General features: G+C 62.0%; 12 protein-coding genes. 8 read left to right on the top strand and 4 right to left on the bottom strand.

All coding sequences use genetic code 11. The features are described 5' to 3' along the window. Positions 1–21: 21 nt before the first annotated feature. The 5 genes from AK36_RS31965 to AK36_RS26160 all read left to right on the top strand — a co-directional run bounded on the left by AK36_RS31965 (position 22) and on the right by AK36_RS26160 (position 4,471). Positions 22–573, top strand: a complete 552-nt coding sequence (locus tag AK36_RS31965) for a GNAT family N-acetyltransferase (RefSeq protein WP_224383408.1) — start codon at positions 22–24, stop codon at positions 571–573. Next, on the top strand, positions 570–1,610 hold the full coding sequence (locus tag AK36_RS31960; protein WP_106919372.1) for a beta-ketoacyl-[acyl-carrier-protein] synthase family protein: 1,041 nt from the start codon (positions 570–572) through the stop codon (positions 1,608–1,610). Before AK36_RS31965 ends, AK36_RS31960 begins: the two co-directional genes overlap by 4 nt. Beyond that, on the top strand, positions 1,607–2,533 hold the full coding sequence (locus tag AK36_RS26165; protein ID WP_011879895.1) for a beta-ketoacyl-[acyl-carrier-protein] synthase family protein: 927 nt from the start codon (positions 1,607–1,609) through the stop codon (positions 2,531–2,533). Before AK36_RS31960 ends, AK36_RS26165 begins: the two co-directional genes overlap by 4 nt. A 303-nt stretch (positions 2,534–2,836) precedes the next feature. Continuing rightward, entirely contained in the window at positions 2,837–3,583 is a 747-nt protein-coding gene (locus tag AK36_RS31955; RefSeq protein ID WP_224383407.1) for an autoinducer binding domain-containing protein, read from the top strand. A 237-nt stretch (positions 3,584–3,820) separates the two neighbouring features. After that, entirely contained in the window at positions 3,821–4,471 is a 651-nt protein-coding gene (locus AK36_RS26160) for an acyl-homoserine-lactone synthase (protein WP_045579574.1), read from the top strand. A 66-nt stretch (positions 4,472–4,537) separates the two neighbouring features. Here the strand turns inward: AK36_RS26160 and AK36_RS31950 are convergent, their stop codons facing one another. Continuing rightward, positions 4,538–4,975, bottom strand: coding sequence for a hypothetical protein (locus AK36_RS31950; protein ID WP_224383406.1), 438 nt, complete (start codon positions 4,973–4,975; stop codon positions 4,538–4,540). A gap of 831 nt (positions 4,976–5,806) precedes the next feature. Between AK36_RS31950 and AK36_RS26155 the strand changes: the two genes are divergently transcribed. After that, positions 5,807–6,100, top strand: coding sequence for an H-NS histone family protein (locus AK36_RS26155; protein WP_011879891.1), 294 nt, complete (start codon positions 5,807–5,809; stop codon positions 6,098–6,100). 888 nt (positions 6,101–6,988) lie between these two features. On the opposite strand, the gene AK36_RS34440 is transcribed toward AK36_RS26155, so the two are convergent. After that, entirely contained in the window at positions 6,989–7,330 is a 342-nt protein-coding gene (locus AK36_RS34440; RefSeq protein WP_124259990.1) for a phage integrase central domain-containing protein, read from the bottom strand. Between the two features lie 824 nt (positions 7,331–8,154). Between AK36_RS34440 and AK36_RS26145 the strand changes: the two genes are divergently transcribed. Beyond that, the gene (locus AK36_RS26145; RefSeq protein WP_043292600.1) at positions 8,155–8,409 is read left to right on the top strand and encodes a hypothetical protein; all 255 of its coding nucleotides are present in this window, start codon (positions 8,155–8,157) and stop codon (positions 8,407–8,409) included. A gap of 42 nt (positions 8,410–8,451) precedes the next feature. On the opposite strand, the gene AK36_RS26140 is transcribed toward AK36_RS26145, so the two are convergent. Together AK36_RS26140 and AK36_RS26135 are read right to left on the bottom strand one after the other, a co-directional pair. Then, entirely contained in the window at positions 8,452–11,193 is a 2,742-nt protein-coding gene (locus tag AK36_RS26140) for a putative bifunctional diguanylate cyclase/phosphodiesterase (protein WP_011879890.1), read from the bottom strand. Positions 11,194–11,459: 266 nt separating this feature from the next. After that, complete coding sequence (locus tag AK36_RS26135) at positions 11,460–11,711, bottom strand: hypothetical protein (RefSeq protein ID WP_045579573.1); 252 nt, start codon at positions 11,709–11,711, stop codon at positions 11,460–11,462. 129 nt (positions 11,712–11,840) lie between these two features. On the opposite strand from AK36_RS26135, the gene AK36_RS26130 reads away from it, so the two are divergent. Further along, entirely contained in the window at positions 11,841–13,091 is a 1,251-nt protein-coding gene (locus AK36_RS26130) for a phosphatidylserine decarboxylase family protein (RefSeq protein ID WP_045579572.1), read from the top strand. The last annotated feature ends 3 nt before the right edge of the window (positions 13,092–13,094 follow it).

The following is a 13,094-nucleotide window of genomic DNA, read 5'->3' as shown; positions in this document are numbered from 1 at the left end:
GATGGCACCCCTCAGCCCTCGATGGACAACGCAGCATCGCCTGCAACGTCCTCCACTGTCTGGCTACGCGAACCAGGGCTGAATGACATCGACGACATCGTCGCCTGGCTCGCACAGCCGACTATTAGCCGGTGGTTCGACTTCGGGCTTGGCCGCCAAACCCTGCCCGCATTGGCGGTACAAGCGATGGTCCATAGCAGACAGCATCGAATACGCGTATTCGGTTCGGCTGGCTATACAGTGCCGAGCGGTGTGGTCGCCGTCAGTGATGTCGCACATCGCTTCGCGACGGGCTCATTCTGGATCCTTCGCGACCGGTTGCGACCAACCTGCATCAATATGGCTTGCAACGCAGCGACAGCCCTCCTTCATGAAGCGTTCGTTCGTGATCGGCTGCAGTGCATCGCCGCATGGGCTGTCGACTGCAATGTTCCGTCGCAACGTCTGCTCGCGCGCCTGGGTTTTCGTCTGATCGGACAGCAACGCGCCTGTCATCTCGTCGATGGCAGGCGCGTCGGGCGACTCCTTTACGACCTGCTGCCCGAGAACCTCCCACTACTACGCGCACCATGAATACAGCCGTGATCACGGCACTGGCCAGCTATGTGCCGCGTACAGTCGCTGTACATCGTGAGCCCGGAATCGAGCCGACGCTCGGTGCTCCGATGCGCTCCGGTTGGCACGCGTGGGTCGCGTCGTGGCAAGCGGACTACGTCCGCTACTCCACGAAGAAGGCGGCTTCGGCCGGAAGCGCTGCAATCGGCGCAGCGCCAGACGAATTTCGTTGTGTCCCTGTTGAGGGCGATACCGATCTATCCGGGCTCGCCGCCAAAGTGGCGCAGACAATATGTGCCGCGCGGCCAGCCAATGCAGCGCCGATCGATATTGCAATGTTCTGCCACAGTAGTCTCAACGAGCACATGTCCACAACGACCGCTGGACGCCTGCGTACGGTAGTCGGCACTCCATGCTTTCCATTCTCGGTCTCGCAACAGCAGGGGGCTTCCACGTTCACAGCACTCCAGTTGGCGGATAATCTGCTGATTGCAGAGCCCGAAATCCACACTATCTTGATCGTCGCTGCAGAAAAGTGGTGCCCACCATTCTCACGATGGACGGATCAGGGAATCGTGCAGGGCGACGCAGCCGGTGCCATCTTGGTGGAGCGCGCCGGACCCGCATCTTACGGAATGCTTGTGATCGACGCATGCGCCAGCCGCCTCGACAGGTTCCGAACACACACCCCGCTGTCAAGCCAAGATATCCCGACAGATTGGGTTCCGGCGCTGCGATTGACGATCGACGCGATGCTGCTCCGACACGCGCTTCAACCGAACGACCTCGGTACCGTCGTGGGAGCGGGAATCGATCCGCAACTTGAAGAAGCTGTTTGCCGACATCTCAGTCGCCGTGTCGTTGAATTTCCCGAGCGCTGCCGCGCCCATCTAGGCGCAGCCGAACCTATCGTGCAGCTCGCCGATGCCCTGGAATCTCACGACCTGCCAGTGCGCGAACGAATCCTGACGTGGGGCATCGGCCTGGGCGGTTTCGTCGGTTGCACACTGTTCGAATCGTATGGCAGGCCGCTCTTATATCGCAATCCTCCATGAGCGCTTCTATCGGGATCGTCCATACCGCTTACTATCTGCCCGAGCCGGCCGAGGACGTCCGCGGCTGGGCCCAACGAACGAAGCAGTCCGTCGAGACCGTCAAACGCCTCGAAAAAGCCGGGGTGCGACTGTTCTATAACGCTCGGGGACAGACTGCACTTTCGCTCGCCGCAAACGCCATCCAGTCCCTCGTTTGTGCGACCCGGCTTGGGCCGGACACGATCGACTTTCTCGTCTATGTTCATACGCTTCAGGGCAGCGTCGCCCCTCCGCCACTATCCTTGCCACGTCTGCTATGCGAACACTTTGGCTTCGAGCGGGCAGAGGCATTCTCGTTTGCGCAACAGCATTGCGCCTCATCACTGGGGGCGCTGCGGATCATTCGCGCGATGTTTGCGGCCCGTCCAGCGATCAATCGCGGCCTGCTGGTCGGGGCAGACGTCATGCCCCTTGCAAGCGAACGGTCAATAGCCGGGGCCGGATTGCTCAGCGACGGCGCGTGTGCCGTGCTGGTCGAACGCGACGCCTCGATCAATCGCTTGGTTTCGCTGGCGTTTCACGCGAGCGGAGAAGGCTGGCGCGGCACACTGGAACAAGATGAATCGCGTTTCGCGGCGCAGTACTTCTTTGCGGCGCGTCGACTCGCGATGCAAGCGAGCGCCGAGGCGAATGTGCCCCTCGCCGAGATTCAGCGAATCTTGCCGTGCCATCTTGATCTACCCACCTGGCGCCGAACGGTCGCATCGCTCGGCCTTCCGGCACGACACCTGTTTGCTGATAACTTTGTCCGCATCGCGCATGTGACGGTCTGCGATCCATTCATCAATCTCGCCGACTGCGGTGACCTGGTTCCCGGTAAGCCTTTCCTGCTATGCGCCCGCGGAGTGGGAGGATTTTCTGCGGCGGCGCTCTTCGTTCGCTAATAGGATGGTTGAATCGAGGCAATTTCACCGCTGGTGCAGGGACACGATCACTAAATACGCGGCAATCTCGCTCCCATTCCAGCAGTTACACTTAAAAACACAATCAAGTATTATATTATTACAATATAACAAGTGACGTTCCGGTTCAAACTATTAGACTCCACGCTAGCTACGCCCGCAATGTTCGTCCGAGTCGCTGCCACATCGCTGGCGCCGTGCCCCAGCATTTCTCCTGAATACCACTAGGCACCAAGCGAGGCAAAAGTCATGAGAACGCGATTTCGGGATCGAACGAGCAGACAAGTGCTCAAGCCATCACCATGGAATGCCACATTAGCGACTCGAATGGTGAAAATCCTGTCGCTCTTTACCGATGCAAAGGATATTTCTTCGCTTTCAGACTCACTTGGAGATGCGGTACTTCCATTGGGATTTCCATGTTACGCCGTCACGCGGATCGCCCTGACGTGCTACCGCTCAAGACCCAGCATCTCAATGGAGGCAATTTGTACGCATTATCCCAATAACTGGGTTCAGCACTACCTACAGCACAACTATGGCGCCGTCGATCCGGTACATCGAGCGGCTTTTACGTCATCCGGACCTTATCGCTGGGCAGATATTACCGATTTGAGCCAAAATGAGCGACATGTGCTTGCAGAAGCATGCGACGCCGGACTCAAAAATGGGCTTAGCATTCCAATTCGTGAGATTGGAGGCAGTATTTTGCTCATCAACCTGTCGGGTCCGTCATCCCGTATCAATACAGGGACGAAGCGGCAGCTCGCGAGCGTAATCAGCAATCTATTTCGTTTGGAGCTGGATCGACTCGCCCCTCCTCATCCGAATGAATTCATTCAGCTTTCCCCGCGTCAACGCCAATGTCTTTCATGGGTTGCGCAAGGGAAGACATCGTCGGATATCTGCATGATTCTCAAGATATCTCGCCATACGGTCGAATATCATATTACTGAAGCAATGAGGGTTCTGAACGTAAATAGCAGGATAGCGGCGGCTGTGATTGCCTCCAATTACGGCCTACTTGATTAGCGCTCTTATTTTCAGTCGAAGCCATCCTTGTGCAAGCCAGCCACCGGCATGAGTTAATCATGTCTCGACACCTCTTGAATCCCACATACTGAATAATTTCGGACCACCCAGAGATCCTTAACCTCCCACCGACAATGCACCGCAAATATTCATTCCCGCCCCTCCCTACCTGACTAGTTCATTTTGTTGTTTCGACTTGATACGGTGGCGCCCATCAATAAACGATGGAGAACGCAAATGCCACTCATTATCGCGAGTAGGTTGTGCGACTTGCCGCTCGAACTTCGTGATGAACTCGGTGCGTTCCGGTACGACGTGTTCGTGCGCCGCCTCGGCTGGTCCCTACCCGATGTTAAGGAAAATGAAACCATGGAATGGGATCACTTCGATGGCGAAAACACCATTCAGGTTGTTGAACGCACTTCCAACGGACCGGTATGTGGTTGCGCACGACTGATGCCAACTACCGCCCCATATCTGCTCCGAGAACTACTGCCTCGTTCGTCGGAACTCGATTTTCCCTCGTCACCGACCGTATGGGAGCTATCGCGGTTCGCCGGTTCGGGCATGCAACTGTTTCCCTACGTTATGGCCGTCGCGGCGTTGCTCGGGGCGACCCGCATCATTGGCGTGGCCACCCAGGCAATCGCACGACTGTATCGCCGCTTTGGCCTCGATCTTCAGTATGAGGGATCTCATCCGCAGACCGCTACCTCTCCGTTCGTGGCCTGTTCCATTGCTCTCACGGCCGTCGCGTTCGCCAACCTTGGAACTGACCTCGACAGTCTCCGATCATCAATCACGTGGTATCGGTCCCTCACTTCGAACGTTCCTGGCTCGCTGAGGAGCGTGCCACGCGCCCCCCATAGCACGGCAGAGATGCAATAGATCCCGTACCGGTCGGGAGCCGTCGCGCTTCGCCCGACTTGGTGCGCAAGACGTCCAAGACCACCATCAGGATGTGGATCGCGGGCGGTGATGCCGGTTATCCGCGTCCTTTACCCAATCCGGCCGGATGGCGGACGCGTAGGCCTGACCGGTGCGCGAACCTTCGCCGCTTGCCTGTGCGCGCAGTCCGAGACGTTCGTCAATTGCATGGGCGACAGTCGAGGATTTTGGCAGGCGGCCGTCATCGCAGTCGCCCCAGAACACATGCATCGCATCAAATAACACTGACAGGATCGTGGTTAGGTACGGTAACCGAACGATCACACCACCTCCCCTTGACGCGCCATGAATCGGACCGTGGCGCTCGCTTAACACCTCGGCCGGCATATCAATACGTAGCGCGTCGAGTTCACGCTGCAATCGCTCTTCGACGCAATAGTGCGCGGTCGCCGAGTTCGCCAGGACCTTGCCAAGCTCTCGGAGCTTCTCGTCTTTCAGTTGCACGCATCTTGTGAGACGACGAATCTGTGTTTCGGCGTGCCGCAAGCGGATCTGCAACGCCTCGCAGTCGCAGGCTGGTACCAAGCCTGCGTCTGTATCGCTTGATCGCCAAACATTATCGCGTTGCTCCATAGCAGGCCTCGCCTCCACCGTGGCGATATGTACTCCACACACCGCGAGAAATGGGACCGCTGATGCACCGAACTGACCGGACCCATCGCGCCGGCGCAAATCGATGCGTCTTTTTCGTTCCTTCGCGCTGCAGTGTCAACTGTAAACATTGGGGGGACGCCAACCAGCAAGCATCGCGTCTGCCAAATTTGAGCTATCTGGGCAGACGAAACGCCGAATTACAACATTGAGGCAGAGTAGGTCCATCAATGGCGCATATCCCGCACATATGAACCCAGAAAATAACGCGGCCTGTCTGACGCTCCACGCTTTGTGCACGACCGGTTAATGCAAAATAGGTATCCTCATTGTGCCTTCAATGCAATCCGATGAAGACAGCCCCCCACCCGCTCTGGCGAATTACAACGGTTGACCCCGCATCGACGCCGGGCCGGCGGCCGCCCAACGAGCCGTCGATGATCTTTGGCAATTTGCGTACCCAACGGAAATCACTCAATGGACGGCTTCGATTGCTCCACCAGGTCCGCGGACTCGGAAGCGAAAAATGATCGACTCTCGGTCCAAACGATGAGAAAATCGTCCAATCGTTTCGACTGTGCAGCCGACAATAGCATGTCGCAGACTCGACGCAACGCGCCGAATTGAACTCCTCGAAGCAACCGTTTCAATACTACTGTTTCGTTTAACCACGTGGAGTGAAGAATGGCCACCTATCAAGAATTGAAAGCCAAGGCTGAAGCACTGCTCGTGCAAGCAGAAAAAGCTCGGCAGGCCGAACTAGCGACCGTGCTTGACGAGGTTCGCGCGCGGGTTCAGGAGTACGGACTCATGCCAGACCAGATCTTCGGCCGTAAGCGCGTACGTATCGCGAATGGCAGCCAACCCGCAACGCCGAAGTATCAGGATCCCAAAACGGGCAAGACGTGGAGCGGGCGTGGCCGTGAACCGTCATGGATCAAGGGCAAGAGACGCGATCGTTTCTTGATCGCCGAATGATCGCAGCAGCGTCGCGATCGATCGCCCGACGGACACCCTACGAACCCGCAGCTCCATGCTTCAGGCCTAGTTGAATCTGTATCAAGCAGTGTCGGCCCAACTGATTCAGATCCCTCTTAGCGGACTGCGGTTGAATAATTCCCGCGGTCCTTTGGACTCCATGCTGTTCGTCTCCGTGGCGACTTTATTTCACACATAGCAGCGATACAGCAAGGTGTCGATAAATCCGGACCGTAGTGCATCACGATCAAACGACATACCGACGGCACTGCCCCGCACTCGCGGTACCGGCCAAGTGCGAACCCGCCCGGGCCACCGCACCGTTTCCAGAACAGAAGCAGTGTCCATTTAGGCAACAACTGTTTGCGGCATGATCGGCTCCATTGACGCTTCAGCGTGTGCCCACGTGAACAATAGGGCCGAGTCTTCCATCATGAGTCGCCGTCGTTTGAGTTGATCGCGACGCCGATAAGCCGCTATCGTCTGAGAAGTAATGATGCACGCCAAGACTTCCTCTGCCCAAGCGTCCGGATAGTCGGCGCATTCGGCGACCCGTGAATACGAATGCGTGTCAATAGGGCCATCATTGCCATGTTCGACAGTGGGCGCCCTTCCGCGCAACCGGGGAAAAGAAACCCATATTTGACCGTGGGTCGCGCAGCATGCATGACTTAGACGGCTCGCTCACAAAGCGGCACGCGAAGCGCGCCGATCGCTCTCCGTGCGATCGAGCGCCCGGGACGGAGTTCCAATTCACGGACGAACGTCGGCAGGTCTTCGAAGGCAGCGCAGGATGCTGTTTCGTCTGCGAGCGTTTCTTCGAGCGCGGCAACAACAGTTGGAGATGGTCGACGTACCGAGCAGGGTTGCCGCCGGTGCGCTTCCCCATCACGGCTTCCCCGCCGAGGATCGCCTTGATGCGACCGCGCACCCGGCGTGCTGTCTCTGCCTCTTGGTCCAGATCGGCTGGAGAATACGCACGATCATCGCGGTGTCCATGTCGCGCACGCACACATCGCCGATAACGGGATAGGCGCAGGTCCCCAGTGTATTGCCCGTATTGCCCCGTTGCCGGACATGCTTGCGGTTTCGCCATTCCGGTTCACGTGCGCGGATGGATGCCCCAGCCGCCTCACGGACGGTCACATTCGGCTCGACCGAGATATCAAGCTGTCGCCGACGCTGCGCTTCGCACCGGGCGAGGACCGGATTGATCTGGTTACCGACCATCGTGCGATATCCGATGGCCAGTTTCCGTGCTTTCCCACGTGAGACTCGCGACAGCGTCCAAAACCCATTTCGCGCACGCGACCGTCAAGCTTGAAGCGAAATACCCATGAGCGCGCAGAGTCGATACAATTGTCGCTCCGTCGTATTGCCCTCCTTTCCTACCCACAAGGCCCAGCTCGCCCCCCATGTTTCATGGGGAGATTGTGGGGAGCCGTCGCAGAAGTCGTAAGCGCGCCCCGTAAGCGCGCCGTCAACCACAAAATTCTTTAAAATCATCGATCTATTGTGCACTTACGGAAGTCACCGGAATGTGCAGGAAGCCTTGATCGGCGGAAGGCACCCGCAGCGTGATCTTCGTGTCGTCGTCGAGTACGGTGATTGAAATCGACGGCGGCATGCATATCCACCATTACTGACACGCCGATACCGCCTTAAGCACGGTGCCGCTGCACGCACGACACCCTCGGGCCGCGACGGAATGCGGCTCAACAATCGAAACCACTCGGAGACAACCCGTGAACACCCAGGCAATCGCACGTCGGTAAACCGGTCAACGGACAAGATCGCGATGGCTAACGCTCAGTCTCGCCACGCTTGTGACATGCGTGCATTACCTCGACCGTGCGAACCTCGCGCTCGCCGGTACTGCGATTCACAAGGAACTGGGGCTGAGCACCGCGGAGATGGGCATCGTATTTTCGTTGTTCGGCTGAGCCTATACCGCGTAGCTGTCGCTCGCCGGCGCGCTACTCGACCGGGTCGGCCCGCGCATCGTGTAAGGGATCGCGGTCGCGGGCTGGTCGATCGCGTTCTTCGGTCAAGCAATGGCGTCTATCGCCACGAGCGCGCCGCTTTCCGACATCGCGCCAAACGGCATGGTGGATGTGCTGGGTGGCATGCTGTACTTCGTCGCGAACGTGGGCGTCACGCTCGCGACGATCGTGGTCGGCTTCATCGTCAAGTCGACGGGCGGGTTCAATCTCGCGCTCGTCTACGTGGCGGCGGTCGCCGCGCTTGGCGTCGCGTCCTATCTGTTCGTGCTCGGCGAGGTTCGTCGCATCGACATCGCCGGCCGATAACGCGACGGCCGCGCGATGTGCACGCACCGCGCGGCCTCACTGTCACGCAGTCGACGCCATCGAGAAGCTCCGCACGTACGCCGGAATCTCGGCCGCCGGCACCGCGCGACAAAAGTGATAGCCCTGCACGATCGGGCAGCCCTCGGCGACCAGGAACGACAGCTGGTCCGGACGTTCGACGCCTTCGGCCACCACTTCGAAATGCAGGCTGCGGGCGAGCGCGAGGATGGCGCGGATGATCGCCTCGTCGGCGCAGTGGGTGCCGATGCCGCGCACGAACGACATGTCGATCTTCAAGCGGTCGGCGTGGAAGGTGCGCAGGTACGACAGGCTCGAATAGCCGGTGCCGAAATCGTCGATCGCGATCAGCACGCCGATTTCGTTCAGCGCGCGCAGCGCGGGCAGCGCCCCGGGCGCGACCAGCGCGCCCTCGGTGATCTCGAGCTCGAGCTGATGAGCCGGCAGCCCGGACGCATCCAGCACGCGCCGCACCACGCTGCAGAAGTCGCCGCTCGCCAGCTGCCGCGGCGACACGTTCACCGACACGCGCAACGCCGGCAACGTGTCCGCCCAGCGCTTCGCCTGTCCGCATACGCTGCGCAGCACCCACTCGCCCAGCTGGCCGATCAGCCCGATGTCTTCGGCAAGCGGGATGAAGATGGCCGGGCTCACGGTGCCCATCTCCGCGTCGTGCCAGCGCAACAGCGCCTCCACGCCGCTCACGCGGCTCGTGCGCACGTCGATCTGGGGCTGATACGCAAGCTCGAAGCCATCGTGCTCCAGCGCGGCGCGCAAGCGGTGCGACAGCGCAATACGCCGCTCCGCCGCTTCCGCGAACGACGGCTTGAACAGCTCGACGGTATTGCGGCCGCGCGCCTTCGCCTGATACATCGCCAGATCGGCGTGCTTCAGAAGCGTCTCCGCGTCGAGCCCGTCTGCCGGGTAGCACGCGACGCCGATGCTCAGCTGCACGCGCGACTGGGCGTCGCCGATCTGCACCGGACGCTCCAACGCACGGGCGATGCGCCGCAGCAGGGCGGCCAGCCGGTCGCCGTCGTCCGGGCGGCCGAGCATCGCGACGAACTCGTCGCCGCCGTAGCGCGTCACCGTGCCGTCCTCGCCGACGCAACCGGACAGCCGTTGCGCGACCTCGCGCAGCAGTCGGTCGCCCGCGCCGTGGCCGAGGCTGTCGTTGATGTCCTTGAGCCGGTCCACGTCCATGAACAGCAGCGCGAACGCGCGCCGCTCCGCCACCGCCTGCTCAATCAGCTCGCGCAGCGTCGCGCGGTTCGGCAAACCGGTCAGCGCATCGCGTCGCGCCTGCCTCACCAGCTGATCGCGCGAATCGATCAGCTCGGTCAGGTCGCTGATCACGCAGATGTGATACGTCAGATCGTCGCGCACCGGCGCGACGTACAGCTGCCCCCAGAACGCCGAGCCGTCGGCCCGGCGGCTGCGCAGCAGCCGCGCGCCGGCGCTGCCGGCGGCCAGCGCCTGGGCCATCTGCTCGAACAGCAGCCCCTGCTGCCCGGCACGCGCGAGGCCCGCGTGGTCGCGGCCGACGACCTGCGCGCTGGTGTAGCCGGTGATGGTCTCGAACGCGGGATTCGCATATTCGACGATCTCCTCGCCGGCTTCGACGCGCGTGATCAGCACGCCGTTGCCGATCGCATCGAGCGCGCGGCTGCGCAGCCGCAGCGCCAGCTCGGCGTTCTTGCGCTCGGTCACGTCGATCGCGGTGATGAAGCAGGCATCGCGCTTCGTGTACGTCAGGAAGTGATACGACAGATCGACGTACATCGCGCGGCCATCGCTGCGCCGGTGCCGGCAAATGCCGGCCGAGCCGCTGCCCGTACCGGACGTGCGCAGATGCTGCAGATCGCGCAGGAACGCCGGCATGTCGGCCTGCGCGTACAGCGACGCCATGTCGCGCCGGCACAGCTCGCCCACCGGATAGCCATACTGGGCTGCCGCGGCGACGTTCGCGGCCATGATGGCGAGCGTCTCGACGTCGAAAATCAGCATCGGCAGCGGGTGGTGCTCGAAATACTGGCGAAAGCGCCGCTCGTTCTCGGCGGCGACCAGACGCCCGCGCTGCCGTTCGAGCCGCGCGCGGTAGCGCGCGACGAACGCGTAGCTGAGCAGCGCACAGGTGAGCAGCGACGACAGCGCCAGCACGCTGCCCTCGATCGCCTCGTTGCGGCTCGCGCGGTCGGACATCGCGCGCAGGATCCGGGTTTGCCCTTCGCGCAGCGCCGTGAGCTGGCCGATGATCTGCGCGAGCAGGCGGTTGGCCTCCAGCAAGCCGGCGCTGTCGACCGACGCGCGACCGCCTGCGACCTGCGCGTTGACCGTGATTTCGGCGAGCAGCCACGCCCATCGCGCGGTTTCCTGACGCAGCGCGTGGATGGTCTCGATGCCGCCGCGCTCGCCGGCATAGCTCTGCTCGAGGCGCCGGAAGCCGGCCACGGCCGCACCGACGCGTTCGACCGGCCACGCGAACGACGCCGCGCGCGTGCTGCCGAAGCCCTGCAGGAAGTCGGCGTTGGCGCGCAGATAGAGCGCCTGCAGCGCGTCGATGTCGTTGCGCGCGTGCAGCGCATGCACGCGCTGCGCGTTCAGCCGGTTGTGGCTGATCGTGATGTAGCCGAGACCCGACGCGAACATCGCGAGCCCCACGAAGGCGAGCCCGAGCGTGACGGGAAGACGGGCGCCGTCGACGACGTGACGTTGCCACCAACGCCGGACCGCAGCGGGAGCACGAGATAACAGGACGAACTTCATCGAAGGGCAATAAGACGGCAAGAAGCGCAGCACTACACGCAACCGGCTCTCAGTCCCGGCTGTTCGAATATGGGGCCAGTCCCGTCATGGCAGGAATTTTGTCTCCGACCTGATATATCGGTGCGCGGCGCAAAAACTTCAGTGAAATTTTCGGCCGCGACAGGCGGGTTATTGCCGAATCAGCGCTGCGTCACTCGAAAATGCCCGCTGGCCGGGCTGCGCCCATGGCCGCGGCCCGCCGCCCGCTGCGCCACGGTCCGCGCCCGTTACGACCATTCCTCCGGCGGCATCGCGGGGCGATCGTCCTCCCACAGCGGCTCGCCAGTCTCGTGACCGCCGCTCGTGGCGACTGGCCCTTGGCCGTCCGGGCGCTCGTTGCGCGGCGCCGCGTCGCGCGACGTCGCCGCACGCAGCCGCGCTCGCGTGCGGGTCGGTGCGACCGTGCGTTGCCCGCCGGGAAAGTGTTCGCCGCTCGCGGTTCGATCCTCGGTCCGTTGCATGTCGGAAGTTGAAGTCATGGGTGCCCTCCTTGGGTCGGTGAAGGAAACGCTGCCCTCTGGAGCAGCAATTCCGGTGCCGATGGCCGGGCAAGCGGCTTGCTATGAGCGCCTTATCGCAACCCATCGCAACTCGTTACGGAGGTAACCATGCCGACAAACCGCAGCACGCCACCCTCGACGCGACGCCGGCTCGGCGCCTGGATGGCCGGAGAGGAAGCGCAGATGGCGGCGTACCGCGAAAAGCTCGCGAGCGACGCGCGCGCGCAGGCCGGCGAACGGCTGCGTACGCCGGCCGTGCAGGCGCTCGCGCAATTGTTCGACGATAACGCGGTGCTGCGCATGGGCCTCACGCGCGCGATCGACGAGGCGCGCGCCGCGGGCCGCCGGCTCGGCTACGCGTCGATCGGCGAGCTGATGACGGTGCTCGACCATCTGATGACGTACGCGCCGCCATTCAGCGAAACGAGCCTGATCGTGTGTCCGGTGAACGCGTTCCTCGACTGGCCGATGTGCATGCCGTCGGGCCATGCGGTGTTTCGCGACGCGGCGGTCAACGCGCAGTTAAAGCAGGTGCTGAACGTGTGGTGCGACTTCCTCGGCGGCCCACATTCGCGCGCGCATCTCGACACGTCCGCGCCGAACGGCTGGTTCTGCGAGGCCGCGCACAAGCGCCTCGGTCTGTCGCAGTTCGAGTACCGCGAAGATCAGCCGCACTGGGGCTTCGATTCGTGGAACGACTTCTTTACGCGGCGTTTTCGCGCCGGGATGCGGCCGGTCGCGGCGCCCGGCGATTCGCACGTGATCGTCAGCCCCTGCGAATCCACGCCGTACCACACCGCGTCGAACGTGAAGATTCGCGACACGTTCTGGATCAAGGGGCAACCGTATTCGTTGCGCGACATCTTCACGCCGGCGTGGCAGCCGCTGGCCGAGCGCTTCGTCGGCGGCGAGATCTATCAGGCCTATCTGGCCGCGTACAACTATCACCGCTGGCATGCGCCGGTGCGCGGCACCGTCACGCACGCGTACCGCGTGGAAGGCGCGTATTACTCCGTCGCCGAAGCGGAAGGCCCCGATCCGGCCGGGCTCAACGACTCGCAGGGCTATATGACGGCCGTGGCCGCGCGCGCGATCGTCGCGATCGACAGCGACGATCCGGGAATCGGCACCATTGCAGCGGTGTTCATCGGGATGGGCGACGTGTCGTCGTGCGTGATCGAGGTGGTGCCGGGGCAGCGCGTCGACAAGGGCGAGGAGATCGGATATTTCCAGTTCGGCGGCTCGACCTGCTGCCTGGTGTTCGAGCCGGGCGTGATCGACCGCTTCGTGCACGCGCCGCCGTTCGACGGCGAACCGCCGGTCGTGAAGGTCAACGATTCCGTGGCGATCGCGCGTTGAGGC

Origin of the sequence: Burkholderia vietnamiensis LMG 10929 (genome assembly GCF_000959445.1) — a bacterium.
In the GTDB taxonomy this organism is placed as follows: Bacteria; Pseudomonadota; Gammaproteobacteria; order Burkholderiales; family Burkholderiaceae; genus Burkholderia; species Burkholderia vietnamiensis.
This window is presented reverse-complemented; position numbering and strand designations above follow the sequence as displayed.